Source organism: Variovorax brevis (assembly GCF_030317105.1).
Taxonomy (GTDB): domain Bacteria; phylum Pseudomonadota; class Gammaproteobacteria; order Burkholderiales; family Burkholderiaceae_C; genus Variovorax; species Variovorax brevis.
In genome coordinates this window covers 47,669-66,994 of sequence record NZ_JASZYG010000007.1, presented here as the reverse complement: position 1 = coordinate 66,994, position 19,326 = coordinate 47,669, and the positions used below count along the sequence as shown (strand labels likewise).

22 protein-coding genes are annotated in these 19,326 nt (G+C 64.3%); 5 read left to right on the top strand and 17 right to left on the bottom strand.

Going from position 1 to position 19,326, the window contains the following annotated elements; all coding sequences use genetic code 11:
• Window positions 1–127 precede the first annotated feature (127 nt).
• Window positions 128–1,792 carry an arylsulfatase gene (locus QTI66_RS22150; protein ID WP_286562063.1) on the top strand — a complete coding sequence of 555 codons (1,665 nt, stop codon included), beginning with the start codon at window positions 128–130 and terminating at the stop codon, window positions 1,790–1,792.
• Between the two features lie 61 nt (window positions 1,793–1,853).
• On the opposite strand, the gene QTI66_RS22145 is transcribed toward QTI66_RS22150, so the two are convergent.
• From QTI66_RS22145 to QTI66_RS22095, 11 genes are all read right to left on the bottom strand, one after another.
• Entirely contained in the window at window positions 1,854–2,774 is a 921-nt protein-coding gene (locus QTI66_RS22145) for a 2-hydroxyacid dehydrogenase (protein WP_286562062.1), read from the bottom strand.
• Between the two features lie 2 nt (window positions 2,775–2,776).
• Window positions 2,777–3,379 (bottom strand): DUF4276 family protein, encoded by a 603-nt coding sequence (locus QTI66_RS22140; protein WP_286562477.1) that lies wholly within the window; start codon window positions 3,377–3,379, stop codon window positions 2,777–2,779.
• 5 nt (window positions 3,380–3,384) lie between these two features.
• Window positions 3,385–4,599 (bottom strand): AAA family ATPase, encoded by a 1,215-nt coding sequence (locus tag QTI66_RS22135; protein WP_286562061.1) that lies wholly within the window; start codon window positions 4,597–4,599, stop codon window positions 3,385–3,387.
• A 109-nt stretch (window positions 4,600–4,708) separates the two neighbouring features.
• Window positions 4,709–6,703, bottom strand: coding sequence for an acetyl/propionyl/methylcrotonyl-CoA carboxylase subunit alpha (locus QTI66_RS22130; protein WP_286562059.1), 1,995 nt, complete (start codon window positions 6,701–6,703; stop codon window positions 4,709–4,711).
• Window positions 6,693–6,821 (bottom strand): hypothetical protein, encoded by a 129-nt coding sequence (locus QTI66_RS22125; protein WP_286562058.1) that lies wholly within the window; start codon window positions 6,819–6,821, stop codon window positions 6,693–6,695. Before QTI66_RS22125 ends, QTI66_RS22130 begins: the two co-directional genes overlap by 11 nt.
• A gap of 5 nt (window positions 6,822–6,826) precedes the next feature.
• Window positions 6,827–7,486 (bottom strand): DUF4126 domain-containing protein, encoded by a 660-nt coding sequence (locus QTI66_RS22120; RefSeq protein ID WP_286562057.1) that lies wholly within the window; start codon window positions 7,484–7,486, stop codon window positions 6,827–6,829.
• A gap of 13 nt (window positions 7,487–7,499) precedes the next feature.
• Entirely contained in the window at window positions 7,500–8,297 is a 798-nt protein-coding gene (locus tag QTI66_RS22115; protein ID WP_286562056.1) for an enoyl-CoA hydratase/isomerase family protein, read from the bottom strand.
• Window positions 8,294–8,806 (bottom strand): DinB family protein, encoded by a 513-nt coding sequence (locus QTI66_RS22110; RefSeq protein WP_286562054.1) that lies wholly within the window; start codon window positions 8,804–8,806, stop codon window positions 8,294–8,296. The genes QTI66_RS22115 and QTI66_RS22110 overlap by 4 nt, the downstream gene beginning before the upstream one ends.
• A 19-nt stretch (window positions 8,807–8,825) precedes the next feature.
• Complete coding sequence (locus tag QTI66_RS22105; RefSeq protein ID WP_286562052.1) at window positions 8,826–10,439, bottom strand: carboxyl transferase domain-containing protein; 1,614 nt, start codon at window positions 10,437–10,439, stop codon at window positions 8,826–8,828.
• 201 nt (window positions 10,440–10,640) lie between these two features.
• On the bottom strand, window positions 10,641–12,356 hold the full coding sequence (locus tag QTI66_RS22100; RefSeq protein WP_286562051.1) for an AMP-binding protein: 1,716 nt from the start codon (window positions 12,354–12,356) through the stop codon (window positions 10,641–10,643).
• A 153-nt stretch (window positions 12,357–12,509) separates the two neighbouring features.
• On the bottom strand, window positions 12,510–13,682 hold the full coding sequence (locus tag QTI66_RS22095) for an isovaleryl-CoA dehydrogenase (protein ID WP_286562050.1): 1,173 nt from the start codon (window positions 13,680–13,682) through the stop codon (window positions 12,510–12,512).
• Between the two features lie 140 nt (window positions 13,683–13,822).
• Between QTI66_RS22095 and QTI66_RS22090 the strand changes: the two genes are divergently transcribed.
• A complete protein-coding gene (locus QTI66_RS22090; protein ID WP_286562049.1) occupies window positions 13,823–14,854 on the top strand; it encodes an AraC family transcriptional regulator in 1,032 nt (343 codons plus the stop codon).
• Window positions 14,855–14,910: 56 nt separating this feature from the next.
• On the opposite strand, the gene QTI66_RS22085 is transcribed toward QTI66_RS22090, so the two are convergent.
• Window positions 14,911–15,207: a hypothetical protein gene (locus QTI66_RS22085; RefSeq protein ID WP_286562048.1), complete on the bottom strand. Its 297-nt coding sequence runs from the start codon at window positions 15,205–15,207 to the stop codon at window positions 14,911–14,913.
• 119 nt (window positions 15,208–15,326) lie between these two features.
• Here QTI66_RS22085 and QTI66_RS22080 point away from each other — a divergent pair, with 119 nt between their 5' ends.
• Both QTI66_RS22080 and QTI66_RS22075 read left to right on the top strand, forming a co-directional pair.
• On the top strand, window positions 15,327–15,713 hold the full coding sequence (locus QTI66_RS22080; RefSeq protein WP_286562476.1) for a response regulator: 387 nt from the start codon (window positions 15,327–15,329) through the stop codon (window positions 15,711–15,713).
• Window positions 15,714–15,766: 53 nt separating this feature from the next.
• Complete coding sequence (locus tag QTI66_RS22075; protein WP_286562046.1) at window positions 15,767–16,027, top strand: hypothetical protein; 261 nt, start codon at window positions 15,767–15,769, stop codon at window positions 16,025–16,027.
• Here the strand turns inward: QTI66_RS22075 and QTI66_RS22070 are convergent.
• From QTI66_RS22070 to QTI66_RS22055, 4 genes are all read right to left on the bottom strand, one after another.
• On the bottom strand, window positions 16,017–16,586 hold the full coding sequence (locus QTI66_RS22070) for a CinA family protein (protein WP_286562045.1): 570 nt from the start codon (window positions 16,584–16,586) through the stop codon (window positions 16,017–16,019). The genes QTI66_RS22075 and QTI66_RS22070 overlap by 11 nt on opposite strands.
• An 88-nt stretch (window positions 16,587–16,674) precedes the next feature.
• The gene (locus tag QTI66_RS22065; RefSeq protein ID WP_353506212.1) at window positions 16,675–17,100 is read right to left on the bottom strand and encodes a GFA family protein; all 426 of its coding nucleotides are present in this window, start codon (window positions 17,098–17,100) and stop codon (window positions 16,675–16,677) included.
• Window positions 17,101–17,102: 2 nt separating this feature from the next.
• The gene (locus tag QTI66_RS22060; RefSeq protein WP_286562042.1) at window positions 17,103–17,510 is read right to left on the bottom strand and encodes a DUF3224 domain-containing protein; all 408 of its coding nucleotides are present in this window, start codon (window positions 17,508–17,510) and stop codon (window positions 17,103–17,105) included.
• Between the two features lie 41 nt (window positions 17,511–17,551).
• Window positions 17,552–17,953: a hypothetical protein gene (locus QTI66_RS22055; RefSeq protein WP_286562041.1), complete on the bottom strand. Its 402-nt coding sequence runs from the start codon at window positions 17,951–17,953 to the stop codon at window positions 17,552–17,554.
• A 262-nt stretch (window positions 17,954–18,215) separates the two neighbouring features.
• On the opposite strand from QTI66_RS22055, the gene QTI66_RS22050 reads away from it, so the two are divergent.
• Window positions 18,216–18,632: a hypothetical protein gene (locus QTI66_RS22050; protein ID WP_286562039.1), complete on the top strand. Its 417-nt coding sequence runs from the start codon at window positions 18,216–18,218 to the stop codon at window positions 18,630–18,632.
• A gap of 26 nt (window positions 18,633–18,658) precedes the next feature.
• Here the strand turns inward: QTI66_RS22050 and QTI66_RS22045 are convergent, their stop codons facing one another.
• The gene (locus QTI66_RS22045; protein ID WP_286562038.1) at window positions 18,659–19,318 is read right to left on the bottom strand and encodes a hypothetical protein; all 660 of its coding nucleotides are present in this window, start codon (window positions 19,316–19,318) and stop codon (window positions 18,659–18,661) included.
• Window positions 19,319–19,326 lie beyond the last annotated feature (8 nt).

The following is a 19,326-nucleotide window of genomic DNA, read 5'->3' as shown; positions in this document are numbered from 1 at the left end:
AACAGCCACCCAAATTGGCGAACTGACCCGGCGAGGCGGGATCTTTGATGCTATGGTTTAGTTCCAATCGCGGCGTGTAACGCGCACCCGGGAGCGGAAAAACTCACAAAAAAGGGGAGGAAATGCCATGAAGGCAAAGGGCAAGCTCGCGCTCATTGCGCCAGCAATTCTTGCGCTTGCGGCCATCGCTGCGACGCCAGCGATTGCGCAACCACAGCAGCAAAAGCCGAACATCATCTTCATTGTTTCGGACGATACCGGCTACGGCGATCTCGGCCCCTATGGCGGTGGCGCGGGTCGCGGCATGCCGACCCCGAACATCGATCGTCTCGCCAATGAGGGGATGACGCTCTTTTCCTTCTATGCGCAGCCCAGCTGCACTCCCGGGCGCGCGGCCATGCAGACCGGCCGGATCCCCAATCGCAGCGGCATGACGACCGTGGCTTTCCAGGGCCAGGGCGGCGGGCTACCGGCGGAAGAATGGACGCTGGCTTCCGTCTTGAAAAAGGGCGGCTACAAGACCTTTTTCAGTGGCAAATGGCATCTGGGCGAGGCCGACTACGCGCTGCCCAATGCGCAGGGCTATGACGAAATGAAATACGCGGGGCTTTATCACCTCAATGCGTACACCTATGCCGACACGACCTGGTTTCCGGACATGGAACCCGAGTTGCGCACCATGTTCCAGCAGGTCACCAAAGGCGCCATGTCCGGCAATGCGGGCGAAAAACCGCATGAGGAATTCAAGGTCAACGGCCAATACGTCGACAAGCCGCAGGTGGACGGCAAGCCTGGCGTCGTGGGCATTCCATTTTTCGACCGCTATGTCGAGAAGGCATCGCTCGACTACCTCGATCGAAACGCCAGGTCGAGCACGCCCTTCTTCATGAACATCAACTTCATGAAGGTGCACCAGCCGAACATGCCCGACCCCGACTACATCGGCAAGTCGATGTCCAGGAGCAAATATGCCGACTCGGTGGTCGAGCTCGACGCGCGCATCGGCCGGATCATGGACAAGGTGCGCGAGCTGGGCCTGGACAAGAACACGCTGGTTTTCTACACGACCGACAACGGCGCCTGGCAGGACGTCTATCCCGACGCCGGCTACACCCCGTTCCGCGGCACCAAGGGCACGGTGCGCGAAGGCGGCAACCGCGTGCCGGCCATCGCGTGGATGCCGGGCAAGATCGCGGCCGGAAGCAAGAGCCACGAACTGACGGGTGGACTCGACCTGATGGCCACCTTTGCCGCGGTGGGCAACGTCAAGCTGCCGGAGAACGACCGCGCCAACAAGCCGATCATCTTCGACAGCATCGACATGGCGCCGGTTCTCTTCGGCAACGGCAAGTCGGCACGCAAGTCGTGGTTCTACTTCACCGAGAACGAACTCTCGCCGGGCGCTGCGCGCGTGGGCAACTACAAGGCCGTGTTCAACCTGCGCGGCGACAACGGGGCGCAGACGGGTGGCCTGGCCGTGGACACCAACCTCGGCTGGAAAGGCCCGGAATCGTACGTGGCCACCGTGCCGCAGATGTTCGACCTGTGGGCCGACCCGCAGGAGCGCTACGACATCTTCATGAGCAACGTCACCGAACGCACGTGGACGCTCGTGACGATCAACGCCGCGGTCAAGGACCTGATGAAGACCTACGTGAAATACCCACCGCGCAAGATCCAGAGCGAGACCTACAGCGGCCCGCTCACGATCACGCAGTACGAGCGCTTCCAGCATCTGCGCGACAGCCTTGCGAAGGACGGCTTCAACCTGTCGATGCCCGGCGGCAACTGAGCGCGCGAAACTTCAAGACGACAAGCCCCGGCGCTCCGGGGCTTTTTTTTGGATGCGGGTGTCAGTACCCGCGCCGTGCATCCACCACGCCGGCGACTGGCTCGCCGCGTTCCATGGCACCAATCTTTGCGGCAATCTGCGCCACGGTTTCCTCGCGCACCGTGCGCGCCGACCCGTGCGGCGTGACGGTGACGCGCGGATGGCGCCAGAAGGGGTGTTCCTCCGCCAGCGGCTCGACCTGGAACACATCCAGCGTTGCACCGGCAAGGTGGCCTGAATCGAGCAGGGGAATCAGGTCCTCCTCCACCAGATGGCCCCCGCGCGCCACGTTGATGAGGTAGCCGCCGGCTTGCAACTGCGACAGCGTGTCCTTGCACAGGATGCCCCGCGTGTCGGGCGTGAGCGGCAGCAGGCAGACGAGCACACGGCTGGCGGCCAGGAAATCGCCCAGCTGTTGGTCACCGGCGAAGCCGCGAATGCCCTCGACTTCCTTGGGCGTGCGGCTCCAGCCATTGATGGGAAATTCGAACTGCCCGATGGCCTTGGCCACGCGCTGGCCGAGAACGCCCATGCCCATGATGCCCACCGGAAAGTCGATGCGGTTGCGGGGCCGACGGTAGACCCATTGGCCCTCGCGCGCTTCGGCCTCGTAGGCGTCGAACTCCCGAAAGTGCCGGATCAACGCGTGGCATACGTATTCGGCCATCTGCACGGCCATGCCGCCATCGTCGATGCGCACGAGCCTGGCCTGCGGCGGCATCTTCAGCTTGAGCAACGCATCGACGCCGGCGCCGATGTTGAAGACGCCGCGCAACTGTTGCTGCTCGTCCAGGAACTGCTGCGGCGGCGCCCACACGACGGCGTGATCGGCTTGGGGCGCACCGGGCACCCAGGCGTCGATTTCGGCGTCGGGCAAGGCGGCGCGCAGTTCTTTCACCCAGGGTTCGGGGCGGTTGTCGGTGAGGCAGACGGTGATTCGCATGACTATTCGGCTTTCGAGACCACACTATTTCTTGACCATTCATCGCAGAGCTTGCGAAATGACCGACTCCGCGCGCACGCGATGTCCATGTCAAAGCGTTGGGAGAAAGCCGGTTGATCTGTCGTTTCTCCGTAGGCGCCACTCTGGATCCGTTCATTGATCCAGCCCTTCGCATTGCGAGGCACTTCGGCGTCAACGAGATGATCTTCCGGCCGGCACGCAAACCCACGGAAGCCATCCAGCGATTGCGCCGCTGCAATGAACCACGCCTCGTATTCCCGATTCGCGAATACGACGCCCACCCTTCTATGAGGCACTACGTTGCGTGCACGTGCGACGACTTCGGCTCCCCTTTCTGCAGGGCAGTCATCGTCTGCATCCATCAGGATCAGGATCCAGCCATCATCCCCGCATTTTGCAGCCGCCAACTGAAGGTGACGACTGAACTCCGTCTCCCTGTTCAGGAATTGGTCCCGACGAACGCGAATGGGGCTCAGCACGTCAACAGCAACTTCAGGTGTCCGCCAAGCTTGCAAGCGACGAAGCAAGACCGGCAGCGCGGCCACCTCGCCATCGCCTTCAACAATTGAAGCAACGGTAATCACTGCGCTCAACTTCCGAATAGCTCCGCTTGCTTTTGGGCCTGTGCATCGATCTCATCGCGATCCGGTTCAAGCTGATTCAGCCGTAGAAGTTCGCCAGCTGAGAAGAGTTGTTTTTGCATCATCGACAGGGAGGCTTGGTCAAGCGAGCCGATCTTCGTCTCGCCCCCTTCGGAAATAACTGCCAAAAAATGCTCTGGCTTGATGCTCCGATCGTCCAATAAATCTGGACTGTGGCTGGTCACAATGACTTGCGTGCCCCTCGAGGCCTTCAACAATGCCTCTCGCAGTGCGGCACTTGCCGCCGGGTGCAGCGCAGTCTCCGGCTCTTCGATGCCAATGAGCAGAGGCGCATGATCGCGATTGGCCTGAAACAGCGCGGTCAAGACTCCCAGAGCACGCAAAGTGCCATCGGACATGTTTTGCGCGGGGAATCGCCAGGGGTGCTTGGATCCAGCCATGTCTTGCCTGAACTCCAAGGTCTCCAAAGGGCCCATCTGCTTGCGCTCGACGCCCTGCACCGTTGGGACGACTGTCTGGAGGTATTCCTGGATTGTGACCATGCTCTGCGGCGCAACCCGCTCCAGATGACCAATCACACTCACTACATTCTCGCCAGCGGGCCTGAGCATGCGACCATCTTGCGGCTTTTGAGGCTCCCGCATCAGCTTTGGATTGAGGTTGTAGAAGCCCATGGCGGTAAGCGCGTCAAAGACTGGACGGAACACAGCGAGGCCCGAAACGCTCACCAGCGCCAGTCGATCGGAAGTAACCGCAGGAAAAGTAGTTTCACTGCTTGCCTGGAGCGTGCCGCGTTCAACGCGATAAAAGGGGCCTCCACCGACGCCGCCTCCAATCACACACTCTTCGCGCTGGACTTCGTAGCCACGACCGGGCAATGCGCCAATATTGAAGGCATAGTGGCCGGTTCTTCTATCTGGCAGTACAAATTCGAGACGAACACCGAAGTGTGTCGGATGTCCGCTAGAGCGTCGACGGACCTCGGTAAGGCCTCCGCGTTCATTCAACGCATTGTCGAGTGACGTCGACAATGCATCACGTACAAGATGAAGCGCATCCAGGAAATTACTCTTTCCAGAACCGTTGGCTCCAACGAGATAAGTCAGTGGGCCAAGGCGCACATCACACGCGCCGATGCTCTTGTAGTTTCGCAGCACTACGCGCGCCAGGAACGGGACATTGCTCATCAAGACTGCTTTCATTGCTTGCCGCCTCGAACCATTCGAGGGCGGAGGCTTCTTGCGCAAGTGTTTGCATTTAGCCGGAATTGTCGGCAGTCGGCATTTTGCGGCAGATGAGCTCTCCCGGCTTTCAGGCCGCAATTTTCAGCAGTTCTGCGCCCTCCGCCACCTGGTCGCCCGGAGCGTAGAGCAGTTCCTGCACCGTGCCGTCCGCCGGAGCGGCAATGGTGTGCTCCATCTTCATCGCCTCCATCACGGCCAGCGGCTGGCCGCGGGTGACCTTGTCGCCTGCCTTGACAGCAAAGGACACGACCTTGCCCGGCATCGGCGCCGTGAGCCGACCGCCCTCGGCTTGCGTGTCGCCCGCGTGCGCGAGGCGGTCGATGGTCGTGATGCGGGTGGCGCCTTGCGAGCCGAACACGTTGGTGACACCGCCTTGCTCGTAGATGCGGAAGGTGTAGCGGCGCCCGTTGAAACCGACCTCGGTGTCGCCATCGGGCAGCCGGCCAATCACCAGTGGCCCGCCGCTGTCGCCGGCCTGCAGCACCAGCGCGCCGTCGTGCAGGTAGCGCAGTTCGGCCGATTGCTTCTCGCCGTTGAACTCGAACTCGAAGGGCCGCACCGTCACGCCATGCGTGCGCCAGCCGTCGCGGCGGTCGAAGGGGTCGGCGCTGGCCTGCGTGCCTTCGCTCAGCAGCGTGTTGGCGATGGCGGCTGCCGCAGCGAGCGCGAAGCCGATCGGCTCCTGGTTGAAGAGCACCGCCTTCTCGCGCTCGATGAGCGCCGTGTCGAGGTTCGCCTTGGCGAAGGAATCGGTGTGCAGCACCTTGCGAAGGAACTGCACATTCGTCGACAGGCCGACGATGTGCGTCTGCGCCAGCGCCGCATCGAGCCGGGCCAGCGCCTCGGCGCGCGTGCTGCCATGCACGATGAGCTTGGCGATCATCGAGTCGTAGAAAGGCGAGATCACGCCGCCTTCGCGCACGCCGTCGTCGATGCGAACGGGGCTGCGTTCAAAGGCGCTGGCCTGTGGCTTGCGGTAGACGTGCAAGGTGCCGGTGGCGGGCAAAAAGCCGTTGTCGGGGTTCTCGGCGCAGATGCGCGCTTCGATGGCGTGGCCGTGGATCTTCAGTTCTTCCTGCTTGAGTGGCAGCGTCTCGCCCGACGCCACGCGCAATTGCCATTCAACGAGATCAAGCCCGGTGATCGCTTCCGTCACCGGGTGCTCCACCTGCAGGCGCGTGTTCATCTCCATGAAGAAGAAGTTCATCTCGCCGCCTTCGCGCTGCTCGACGATGAACTCGACGGTGCCCGCGCCCACGTACTTCACTGCGCGTGCCGCAGCAACAGCCGCCTCGCCCATCTGCTTGCGCATTGCCTCGGTCATGCCGGGCGCGGGCGCTTCTTCCAGCACCTTCTGGTGGCGGCGCTGCACGGAGCAATCGCGCTCGAAGAGGTAGACGTAGTTGCCGTGCGTGTCGCCGAACACCTGAATCTCGATGTGGCGCGGGCGCTGCACGTATTTCTCGATGAGCACCGCGTCATCGCCAAAGCTGTTGATGGCCTCGCGCTGGCACGATGCCAAAGCCGCTGCGAAGTCTTCCGCCTTGTCGACCGCGCGCATGCCCTTCCCGCCACCGCCCGCGCTGGCCTTGATGAGCACCGGGTAGCCGATGCGGTCGGCCTCGCGCTGCAGCAGTGCCGGGTTCTGGTCGCTGCCGTGATAGCCGGGCACCAGCGGAACCTCGGCCTTCTCCATCAATTGCTTGGATTCGGCTTTCAGGCCCATGTCCTTGATGGCGGAAGGCGGCGGGCCGATGAAGACCAGGCCGGCGTCGGCGCAGGCCTGCGCGAACTCTTCGTTCTCGCTGAGGAAGCCGTAGCCCGGATGGATGGCTTGTGCGCCGGTCGCCTTGGCGGCTTCGAGGATTTTTTCCCAGCGCAGGTAGCTGTCCTTGGGCGCACTGCCGCCGAGGTAGACGGCTTCGTCGCAAGCGCGCACGTGGTTGGCGTGTGCATCGGCGTCAGAATACACAGCGACGGTCTGGACGGCCATGCGGCGCGCAGTCGCTGCAACCCGGCAGGCGATTTCACCGCGGTTGGCAATGAGGATCTTATTGAACATGGTGCGTCTCCGCGGTGAAATCGCCTTCGCACGCTGCGCGTGCCAGGCAATGTGGCTTCGCCGCTGCGCCGCTCTGCGGCTGGTCTCCGCGGTTGGCAATAAGGATCTTCTTGAACATGAGGGTCAATCTCCGGAGGAGTTTTTCTTGATCTGGAACGCCGACGTCACACCGGGGTCGGGCCGTCCGCTGAATATGCGCGCCACGCGGGCGAACAACGATTTGAGAAAGCGCCAGCTCTTGTGAATGAGCCACACGCTCAGCACCAGCACCGCCACCAGCACGATGCCGAACACCAGCGGATGCGCGATGGCAAGCCACAGGCCGGCGGGCACCATGCTGTCTTCGACCAGCGAAGCGCCGACGTTGGTAAAGGGCTCGGGCGAGGTGTTGATGGCGGCGCGCGTCGTGGCCTTGGCCGCGTGCGCCGTGGCTGCGAAGCCGCCGCCGAGCAAGCCGGCAACGACCGCCATCACGCCGTTGTCAGCGCCGAACACGGCAGCAGCAAGCGCCGCACCGGCGGGCACGCGAATCACCGTGTGCACCATGTCCCACAGCGAGTCGAGTCCCGGAATCTTGTCGGCAAAGAACTCGACAAAAACCATGAAGCCACTGGCCGCCAGCACCACCGGATGCGCGAGCAGATGCAGGCCAGCGGGCAACTGGATCCAGCCGAGGTAGCCCGCCAGGCCCGTGAGCAGCACCACGAGATAGAGACGAACGCCGCTCGCCCAGCCCAGCGCACCGGCGAGTGCGAGCAATTGAGGGGTGTCGAGTGCGTTCATGGCGGGCCTTTGATCAGGAGCCGAGCAACCAGCTGGGCTTGCGCTTTTGCAGGAAGGCCTGCACGCCTTCACGGCCTTCCTCGCTGGCGCGGATGTCGGCAATGCCCCGCACGGTTTGTGCCACGAGCGCGTCATCGATCTCGCGCCCGGCCACGTCCGCGATCAGCTTCTTGCAGGCACGCACGGCCGCAGGGCTTGCGTTGCACAGCGCCTTGACCAGTTCATCGACTTTGGCGTCGAGCGCGTCCGCTGCCACCACTTCGTGGATGAAGCCGATGCGATGCGCCTCGGCCGCCGTGAAGCGCTCGGCCGTCAGGAAGTAGCGCTGCGCCGCACGCTCGCCCATCGCGCGCAGCACATAGGGGCTGATGGTCGCGGGAATGAGGCCGATCTTGACTTCGCTCAGGCAGTACCAGGCGGTGTCGACGCTCACGGCCATGTCGCAGGCGGCGACCAGACCCATGCCGCCCGCATACACATCGCCCTGGATGCGCGCGATGACCGGCTTGGCGCTTTCGTGGATGGCGCGCAGCATGACCGCAAGCCCAGCCGCATCCGTTGTGTTTTGCTCGCGCGTGAAGTCGGCGGCGCGTCGCATCCAGTTGAGGTTCGCGCCTGCGCAGAAGGCAGGACCGCGCGCGCCCAGAACGATCACCCGCACCGAGGGCATGGCCGTGACCGCGGTGAAGACCGCGCTCAACTCGCCGATGACGACGTCGTCAAAGGCATTGCGCAGGTCGGGACGGTTGAGCCAGATCCGGGCCACCGGCCCATCGACTTGCACTTCGAGAGTGGTGAATTGATCAGTCATGCAGAACGTGCCTCTTGTTGCAGGAGATAGACCCAGTCGAGTTCCGGGCCCGGGCGGCCCATCGCCGTGAGCGCGGCCGAGATCTGGCCGCGGTGATGGGTCGCGTGGTTGAAGACATGGCCGAGCGCGGGCGCAAATGGAATCTGTACCGTCTCGCCGTTGTTTCGGGTGTAGTGCAGGTCGCCGTCGAAGCGCGTTGGGTCGAGCGTGGCGATCCATGGCGACCAGCGTTGCACCGCCGACGTCAGCGCATCGACCACCGATGCCCGCTCGCGATGCAGTTCGGTGTCGAGCGCCATGCGCAGCGAATGGTTCTCGGCAAAGCGCGCGTACCAGATGTTGTCCGTCACCAGCAGGTGGTTGACGGTGCCGTGGATCGAGCCGAAGAACAGGCCGCAGTGCCGATGCCACTGCTCGTCCGTGAGCGAGGACAGGTTGGCATCCAGCAGACGTGCCGTCGCCCACGCGTGGTAGCGTGAGAGCCCGGCGAAGTACTGCCCGAATTGCATTGGAAGCCTGCCCTTGCCGTTACATGCGGAAGATGCCGAACTTCGGCTCGGGCACCGGCGCGTTGCGCGTGGCCGCCAAGCCCAGCGCCAGCACGCGGCGCGTGTCGGCCGGATCGATGATGCCGTCGTCCCACAGGCGCGCCGTCGCGTAGTACGGATGGCCTTGCACTTCGTACTGGTCGCGGATCGGCTTCTTGAATGCCTCTTCTTCGTCGGCACTCCACTGGCCGCCCTTGGCCTCGATGCCGTCGCGCTTGACAGTGGCCAGCACGCTCGCCGCCTGCTCGCCGCCCATGACGCTGATGCGCGCGTTCGGCCACATCCACAGGAAGCGCGGCGAATACGCGCGACCGCACATGCCGTAGTTTCCTGCGCCGAAGCTGCCGCCGATGATGATGGTGAACTTCGGCACGTTGGCCGTGGCGACCGCCGTCACCATCTTGGCGCCGTGGCGTGCGATGCCTTCGTTCTCGTACTTGCGTCCGACCATGAAGCCGGTGATGTTCTGCAGGAACACCAGGGGGATCTTGCGCTGGCAGCACAGCTCGATGAAGTGCGCGCCCTTCTGCGCCGATTCGCTGAACAAAATGCCGTTGTTCGCGACGATGCCGATCGGCATGCCTTCGATGTGCGCGAAGCCGCAGATCAGCGTGGTGCCGAAGCGCGACTTGAACTCGTGGAACTCGCTGCCATCGACGATGCGCGCGATGATCTCCCGCACGTCGAAGGGCTTGCGTGTGTCGGTGGGGATCACGCCGTAGAGTTCCTCGGCCGGGTAAGCGGGTTGCTGCGGCGTGTGGTCGGTTGCCGTCTTCTTCGTCGCGGCCGATGCATTGAGGTTGACCACCGATGCGCGCGCCAGCGCCAGCGCGTGCAGGTCGTTCTGCGCCAAGTGGTCGGCCACGCCCGACAGGCGGGTGTGCACGTCGCCACCGCCCAGGTCTTCGGCCGTGACGACTTCGCCGGTCGCAGCCTTCACCAATGGCGGGCCGCCCAGGAAGATGGTGCCCTGGTTCTTCACGATGATCGATTCGTCGCTCATCGCGGGCACATACGCGCCGCCGGCGGTGCAGGATCCCATGACCACCGCGATCTGCGCGATGCCCTGCGCGCTCATGTTGGCCTGGTTGTAGAAGATGCGGCCGAAGTGGTCGCGGTCGGGGAACACTTCGTCCTGGTTCGGCAGGTTGGCGCCGCCGGAATCGACGAGGTAGATGCACGGCAGGCGGTTCTGCTCGGCCACTTCCTGGGCGCGCAGGTGCTTCTTGACCGTCATCGGGTAGTAGGTGCCGCCTTTCACGGTCGCGTCGTTGCAGACGATCATGCAGTCGACGCCGCTCACGCGGCCGATCCCGGCGATGAGGCCTGCGCCAGGGGCATCGTTCTTGTACATGCCGTGGGCGGCAAGGGGCGAGAGTTCGAGGAAGGGCGTGCCGGGATCCAACAGTTGCGCGACGCGGTCGCGTGGCAGCAGCTTGCCGCGGGCGGTGTGCTTGGCGCGTGCGGCCTCGCCGCCGCCGGCCTCGGTCTTGGCGAACTGCGCGTGCAGGTCGTCGACCAGCGCGCGCATGGCGGTGGCGTTGGACTGGAAGTCGGCAGAGCGGGCGTTGAGTTTGGTTTCGAGTTTGCTCATTGTTTGTGTTCCTGCTTCACCCATTGGGGAGGCGTGTGTCTTCCTCCCTCTCCCTCCGGGAGAGGGTTGGGGTGAGGGCATGGGCGGTGGTGAAGGCAGTACGCTTGCGAAGGCCCGGAGCCCTCACCCTGGCCCTCTCCCGGAGGGAGAGGGAACAAGAAGGAGAGAGGGGACAAGATGAGGACATTGAAGAAGCGCAGCTCATGCGGTCTTTTCCTCGTTCAAGCCCAACTGCTCCTTCATCGCATCGCGAATCTTGAACTTCTGGATCTTGCCGGTCACCGTCATCGGAAACTCGGTGACGAACTGGATGTATTTCGGCACCTTGTAGTGCGCGATCTGGCCCTTGCAGAACTCACGGATGTCGTCTTCCGTCGCGCTGTGGTCGCGCTTGACGATGATCCACGCGCACAGCTCTTCGCCATACTTCTTGTCGGGCACGCCGACGACCTGCACGTCCTGCACCTTCGGGTGGCGGTACAGGAATTCCTCGATCTCGCGCGGATAGATGTTCTCGCCGCCGCGAATCACCATGTCCTTGATGCGGCCGACGATGTTGACGTAGCCCTCGGCGTCCATCGTCGCGAGGTCGCCGGTGTGCATCCATTGGTCGGCGTCGATGGCTTCGCGCGTCTTGGCTTCGTCTTCCCAGTAGCCGTGCATCACGCAATAGCCGCGCGTGCAGAACTCGCCCGACGTGCCGCGGGGCACGATCTCGCCCGTTTCGGGGTCGACGATCTTGACCTCGATATGCGGCTGCACCAGCCCGACGGTCGACACGCGCTTAACCAGTGGCGTGTCGGTGGAGCTCTGGCAACTCACGGGGCTCGTTTCCGTCATGCCGTAGGCGATGGTGATCTCGCTCAAATGCATCTGCTCGACCACACGCTTCATCACCTCGGTCGGGCATGGCGATCCGGCCATGATGCCGGTGCGCAGCGTCGACAAGTCGAATTCCTTGAAGCGCGGATGGTCGAGTTCGGCGATGAACATCGTCGGCACGCCGTGCAGGCCGGTGCACTTTTCCGACTGCACGGTTTCGAGCACCGTGAGCGGATCGAATCCGTCGTTGGGATACACGATGGCCGAGCCATGCGTGATGCAGGCCAGGTTGCCCAGCACCATGCCGAAGCAGTGGTACAGCGGCACGGGAATGCAGAGCCGGTCTTCAGGGGTGAGCTTCATGCACTCGCCGATGAAGAAGCCGTTGTTCAGGATGTTGCGGTGCGTCAGCGTGGCGCCTTTGGGAAAGCCCGTGGTGCCGCTGGTGAACTGGATGTTGATGGGGTCGTTGGCGCGCAGCGTCTTCTGCACTTCGGCCACGCGCGAGTCGTCGGGCTTGCCACTGGCGAGCAGCGCCGAAAAACGCTGCATGCCCGGCTCCTCCGCGCCCTGACCTTCCGTGTCGATCCACACGACGCGCTTCAAGTGCGGCAGGCGCGCCGAGTTCAACGCGCCCGGCTTCGCGTCGGCCAATTCAGGCGCCAGTTCGCGCAGCATGCCCAAATAGTCGCTGGTCTTGAACCGCGACATGGTGACCAGCGCCTTGCACGCGACCTTGTTGAGCGCGTATTCGACCTCCGCCGTGCGGTAGGCCGGGTTGATGTTGACCAGGATGAGGCCCGCCTTGGCCGTGGCGATCTGCATCAGCACCCACGCCGCGTTGTTGTGCGACCAGATGCCGACGCGGTCGCCCGGTGCCAAGCCCGTGGCCAGCAGGGCGCTTGCAAGCTGGCTGGAAGCGGACTGCAAGGCGCGGTAGGTGAAGCGCTTGCCTTCGTGGTGGCTGACCAGCGCGTCACGCTCGGGATGCCGTGCGGCCATGTCGTCGAAGAAGTCGCCGATGGTCTGCTCGATGAGCGGGACGTCGGTGGCGCCCCTGGCGTAGCTCTGGTTCGAAGCAACAGTCGTGTTCATGGTCCAACGTCTCCTGTGTCTTGTCTTGCTCCTTCCCCCGCCGGGGGAAGGTTGGGATGGGGGCATGCTGCACTTGATGGGGGGCTGCGTCCAGATCGCAAGCCCGGTGCCCCCACCCCTGCCCTCCCCCGGAGGGGGAGGGAGTGAAAACCGTCAGGCGGTTTCTGCGAACAGCTCGCGCCCGATCAGCATGCGGCGGATCTCGCTCGTGCCCGCACCGATCTCGTACAGCTTGGCGTCGCGCCACAGGCGCTCCACCGGAAAGTCCTTCGTGTAGCCCACGCCGCCCAGCGCCTGGATCGCCTCTCCGGCCATCCACGTCGCCTTCTCGGCCGAGTACAGGATCGCGCCCGCCGCATCCTTGCGGAAGGTGCGCGCGTGGTCGTTGCGGTCACACGCCTTGCCCACGGCGTAGACGTAGGCACGCGTCGCCTGCCACGTCGAATACATGTCTGCCAGCTTGCCCTGCATCAGCTGGAATTCACCGATGCTCTGGCCGAACTGCTGGCGTTCATGGATGAAGGGCAGCACCGCGTCCATGCACGCCGCCATGATGCCCAGCGGGCCGCCGGAGAGCACGGCGCGCTCGTAGTCCAGGCCGCTCATCAGCACCTTGGCGCCCATGCCTTCGCCGCCCAGCACGTTCTCTTCCGGAACTTCGCAGTTGTCGAAGTACAGCGGAAAGGTGTTGGAGCCGCGCATGCCCAGCTTGTCCAGCTTGGTGCCGGCCGAGAAGCCCTTGAAGCTTTTCTCGACGATGAAAGCCGTCATGCCGCGCGCGCCCATCTCGGGCTCGGTCTTGGCGTAGATGACCAGCGTGTCGGCATCGCCGCCGTTGGTGATCCACATCTTGCCGCCGTTGAGCACGTAGCGGTCGCCCTTCTTCTCGGCGCGCAGCTTCATGCTGACGACGTCGGAGCCGGCGTTGGGCTCGCTCATGGCCAGTGCGCCGACGTGCTCGCCGCTCACCAGCTTGGGCAGGTATTTCTTCTTCTGCGCTTCGCTGCCGTTGCGGTGGATCTGGTTGACGCACAGGTTGGAGTGCGCGCCGTAAGACAGGCCCACCGAGGCGGATGCACGCGAGACTTCTTCCATGGCGACGATGTGCGCCAGGTAGCCCAGCTCGGTGCCGCCGTATTCCTCTTTCACCGTCATGCCGTGCAAGCCCAGGTCGCCCAGCTTTTTCCACAGGTCGTGCGGGAAGAGGTTTTCGCTGTCGATGGCGGCAGCGCGGGGTGCGATTTCGTTGGCGGCGAAGTTCTGGATCGCGTCGCGCAGGGAATCGATGGTCTCGCCCAGGTCGAAATTCAGGCCGGGATCGTGCATGGGGGGTGTCTCCTTCAGGGTCGTCGATGCGGCGCTTGCCGATGCGGCTGGAAGCGCACGAAGACCGCAGCTTACGCCCAGCCGTGGCGCAATTGGCGCCACAATGGTTGCAAATTGCGCCACATCGACACAACTGACCCATGCCCACGCCCGCCCTCCGCGGCAGCAGCCGCGCCGCCACCCCCATGGCCTTCGTGCAGGCGATTGTGCTGGCCTACGGGCGCTACGGGCGCGACCCCGCGCAGGCGCTGAGCGAGGCACAGATCGCGCCGCGTGAACTGCGAAACCCCAAGGCCCGCGTGACGGCGGCGCAGTTCGAGGTGCTGAACGCCCACGCGATGCAGGAACTCGACGACGAGGCGCTCGGCTGGTTCACGCGCCGCCTGCCCTGGGGCAGCTACGGCATGCTGTGCCGCGCCTCCCTCACCGCGCCAGACCTGGGTGTGGCCATCAAGCGGTGGTGCCGGCACCATCGCCTGCTGACGCAAGACGTCAGCTTGCGGCTGACCACGCACGCGGGCCTGGCCACCGTGGCCGTCACCGAGCACCGGGACCTTGGCGCCTTTCGCGAGTTCTGCCTGGTGTCGATGCTGCGCTTCCTGCACGGCTACGCGAGTTGGGCCATCGATTCGCGGCTGTCGCTGCGCGAGGCGGCCTTTCCGTTTGACGCGCCGCAACATGCAGACGCCTATCCGCTGATGTTCTGCGACACGGTGCACTTCGGCGCGACCGGCGCCAGCTACAGCTTCGACGAGCGCTACCTCGCCCTGCCCCTGCAGCGCGACGAGCGCGCCTTGCGCACCATGCTCAAGCGCGCCTTGCCGCTGACCGTGCTGCAGTACCGCCGCGACCGGCTGCTGGGCCAGCGCGTGCGCGAGCTGCTGCGCACGCGGCCCCATGAAACGGCGAACGCGCAGGCGCTGGCGGCCCTCCTCAACATCTCGGCGCGCACGCTGCACCGCCAGTTGCTGGAAGAAAGCGCCTCGCTGCAGGCCCTGAAGGACGAGGTCCGGCGCGAGCAGGCCATCGACCAGTTGCGGCGCACCGCCAAGCCGATCAAGCAGGTGGCGCTAGCGGTCGGGTTTCGCAACGAGAAGAGCTTTGCCCGCGCGTTCCGGCAGTGGACGGGCGCCACGCCGGGCGAGTTTCGCCGGGGGGCCGGGCAAGGCTGAATCGGGTTCGAATGCGCTTGGGGGCAGAAGCGGAGACGGCCGGGCCGCCCGACTTCTTACGACGCCTTTCCCGCCTCGCTTGCGCGTTCAAGCGCTTCGTTCACCTGGTCCAGCACCTCGGCGGATTTGGCCAGCCGCTTTTCGATCTCTCCCGTTTGCTCGACCGCCTGGTCGATCTCCGCCTGCCGGGTGCCTTCGGGCAGTTCTGATTCAAGGACGGTGTGCACCACCAGCAGGTCGTCGGCGGCGTCCTTGATTTCCTCGGCCACCTGCTTGTTTTTTTCCAGCGCATCGGCGATCGCCGGCGCCGGATCGGCGGGCGGTGTGGCGAGCATGGGATCGGGCTTGGGCATCCTGGTGGCTCCTTTGCGGAATTTTCCCGCACGTGGCCTGCAAGCCTTGTGCGGATGCGCTCTTGGCCTACAAGAACGTGTCGGCCACCATGTATAAGTTTCGTCGGCGCTTCGCCATCATGCCGCTCATCACCATTCTTGTCGAAGACAGCAAGACCATCCGGGACAGTTTGATGGCGGCGATGGCCGAGCTGTCCGAAGTGGAAGTTGTCGCCACGGCCGAAACCCCTTCCGAGGCCGCCGCGGCTTTCGAGGAATTCAAGGACTCCTGGCGTTTGGCGGTGGTGGACCTGTTCCTGAAGGAAGGTTCGGGCCTGTCCATCCTTCGCGCCTGCCAGGAGCGGCCGGCCGGTCGGCACGTGGTGATCCTGACCAACTACGCGACGCCGGACATCCGGCGGCGCTGCGTCGCGCTGGGCGCGGACGCGGTGTTCGACAAGTCGACCGAACTGGAGGCTTTCTTCGAGCTGTGCAACGCGTATGCGCGCGGGCACAAGCAGCCTTGACGATTGCGCCGCAAAATCACGTCCTTGTCTTTTCTCCATCCGGAGGATTTGCGGTGACCATCATCCGAATCGGCACGCTGTGCTACGTGGACAGCAGTTGCGAGGCCAGCCCCGCCACGCGCAAGGCGGTGGGCCGGATCGTCGAGGTGGTGTCGGCGCCTTACCAGGCGCCCGACCCCGGCTACATGCCCGGCACCTACTACGACGTGGTGTTCGAGGGCTGGACCTGCTATTGCCGCAGCGACAAGCTGCACCCGATTTCCGACCCCGGCGCGGATGTGGGTGAATGGCAGGAGGATGCGCTCAAGGCGTGAGCGGCGGCGGGTCGCCCGCACCGTGCGCACGCTCCGTGGGAGCCGGCTGCGCGCGCAGCACTTCCTCGAACACGGCGAGCAACTGGCGCGCAAACAGGTCCATGTTCGCGGCGCGATCCGTGCCGCCGTTCTCGATGGTGCGGCTGCGCGTTTGCTGACCGCCCACCACCGCCACGCAGACGTGGCCCGGCGCGTCACCGTAGGGACTGCCCGTGGGGCCGGCCGCGCCGCTCTCGGCGATGCCCCAGCTGGCGTGCAGGGTGTCGCGCATCCGGCCTGCGATGAAGCGGGCATAGGGCTCGGTTTCGGCACGCATGCCGACCATGTCTTCCTTGGTGATGCCGAGCAGGTTGCGCCCCGCCCGCCGCGAGTAGACGACGGCCCCGCCCAGGAAGTACGCGGACGCGCCGGGAACGGCGAGCAGCGCGGCAGACAACAGCCCGCCCGCCGAGGATTCCGCCACCGCGACCGTCTCGCCACGCGCCCGCAAGGCGGCGCCCACGCGGGCGGCGATTTCGGCAAGGGGCGCGAGGGTGGCGGTGTCGTCAGGGAGGGTCATGCGCGGAGTCTACGAGCGGCGCTGACGCTGCCGGCCGCGCCACCGGGCACTGCGGGCGCCATCGGCTAATCCCTGCTGACGAAACGCATCAAGGCTTCTCAGGCGCCGCACCATCGGCCGGCGGCGCGTACTGCGCGATCACCTCCTGCTCGGTGAGCATGGGCGTCTGGTTGGCAAACTTGTAGTACGGCGGCTTCTTGTCGATGTAGATCTGGCTCGCCAGCTTGAAGTCGGTCGAATCGAAAGCGCCGGCGGGCACGAAGTACTCGCCGGTCGACAGCAGCTTGTAGTAGAGATGGGTGCCGCACTGCTTGCAGAAGGCCCGCTCCGCCCAGTCCGAAGAGGCATAGACCCCAATGTGTTCGGCGCCCTGGAACTCCACCTTGGGTCCGCAATGGACCGCCAGCATCGGTCCCCCACCCCATTTGCGACAGAAGCCGCAATGACACGCCCCGATCTCCGTGGCAGGCGGCGACGTGAAGCTGACTGCACCACACAGGCATTGACCTTGCATTTTCATGATCCTTTCCATGCCAGCACGTAGCTGAACTCGTAGCTGTGCTTGCCTTCGGCAACGATGATTTTCAGTTCACCCGCCAGACCGACAAGCTCGCCCGTGCCGGAGTCCGGAACCACGGTGACGGACAAGCTCGGCGAGCCTTTGTTCATGGTGCCCGAGTGCTGAAGGACGAAGGCTCCGCTACGCCCGTTCAGCGTGCCTTCCACCTGCTCCATCGCGACGTACCCCGCGGAGCCTTTGACATCCGTGCCCGCGCTGAGCATCTGACCCCTTGTCGTCGCGATCAGATCGCCGGAAAACGTCTTGTCGATGGACATTCTTCCCAGCTTGCTTCCCTCCGCCTGGCCTTCGAAGGCGAGCGGCAGAACCTTGACTTCAAATGTTCCCTTGGCGATGTTTGTCATGCGTTGTCCTGGATGGTTGAGGGGCTGCGAGATTGCATCGATCAAGGCTGGGGCACGGGCTTCAGCTCAAGCGGTCGATCTGTCTTCGCTGCGGCACGGCACTGCGCGAGGTTCCTTTCAAACTTCGGAATGAAGGTCCCAGGGTCGCAGATCGGGCCGGCCGGAAGCATCCGGCACAGGCCAACGACCTGGAAGTCCGTGACGGCATCCGTGCACACGGGATGCGCAACCAGCGCCGCCTTGTCCGACTTGAGTCCCCAGGCGTCAAGGAACTGCTGCATGCGCTCGCTGCTGCCACCGAAGTAGGTCTGGTCATTTGCCAAGACCGCAGCATCCATCTTTGGCAATTCCGCGTCGAGGAAAGCAACGGCGGCCGCAGGGAATTTCGATGCGCTGACCGGCTGGGTCAAGGCTGGCGCGCCAGCAAACGCCAGCGCCAGCAATAGACAAGCCCGCCTCATGCGTTGTGGTCTGCGACTTGGTGGCGCATGCGTGGCAGGAAGGTGAAGATTCGACTGTTCCTTAACTCGGCGCAAGGCCGGTGGGTCGTTCCAAACGGGATATCTGATGCTTGCATGCCGCCTACTTTAGCCCGCAGACATGCCGTTGAATCAGACACGTTCGTCAGCTATGCGCACCGCTAGAATTTGATCCCATCTCATTGTCAAAAGCGCCGCGCCAGCGGCCCTGCCCCAGGACCTTTCAATGCTGATCATTGCGTTGATCTCGACCGTTGCGCTGCTCGTCTGGATGGGGTTCTTCATGATGGGCTCTTTGCCGCTGCTCATCCTCAAGCACGACACGCCCCTGGATTCGCGCTTCATCCGTGGACTGTTCAACGTCTACTACATGGCGCTCATGACCACGGCGACGGTGGGTGCCGTGAGCTATGTCCTGGCCGGAAGGCCCGGCATTGGCTTGGCCTTGGGTTGCATCGCCCTGCTCGGTTTCGCGGCTCGCCGCTCGATCGTGGGGCGCATGGACTCGCTGCGCAGCACCATGACTGCCGACGATTCAGCGGCCATCGGACGGTTCCGCCGGCTCCACATCGGGGGCATGCTGCTCAATGTCCTGCTGCTGGCCGGGTTCTGCATCGGCATGGTGCAAGTGACTGCTCGCTAGCGATCGTCGCTGCGCATCCATCCGAGCTACTGCGGTGGCCTGCCGAGCCACCAGACCAGCGCGCAGACGATGACGAGCGAGGCCAGTGAACTCGCGGCCATGGCCAGCACCGACGGCGGAGGTGGCGCGACTGTCATCCCAGCCACCGTGAAGACCAGGATCGTGAGCGTGAAAACCACCATCGCAATCAGCTTGCCGCGCGGCAGGCGGCTCCCCGACACGAACAGCCACAGGCCGGCGGCCACGACAGCCGCCTCAGTGATCAACGCGACAGGCATGCTCTGCCACAAGCCCAAACCCACGTGAGGCGAGCCGGTACCGGCCAGCGGCAATTCAGGTCGGTGAACAAGCGCGTCGAGAATCCAGTGCGAGAACACCGCGGCGCCGACGAGTGCAGCGGCACGCCAGCGCGCGGCACCAAGGCGGGCACAGGCGATGGCGGTGGCCACCGCGGCGAGCAAGGACCAGGCGATGCTCGCCAGCAACCCGTGCGAGTACGGAAAGACGAACTCCGGCTGATGCGTGCTGGCGAAGTCGGCGGGAATGACAAGGGACTCCCACCCGGCAAGCACCAGCAGCCAGAGCACGATGTCGAGAAGAAGGGCCGCGACAACGAACGCCCCCACGTTCACCCGTCGTTCGGCTCGCCCGAGCGCCAAGGCTGCACCCACATGACCGGCGAACATGGGCAGCT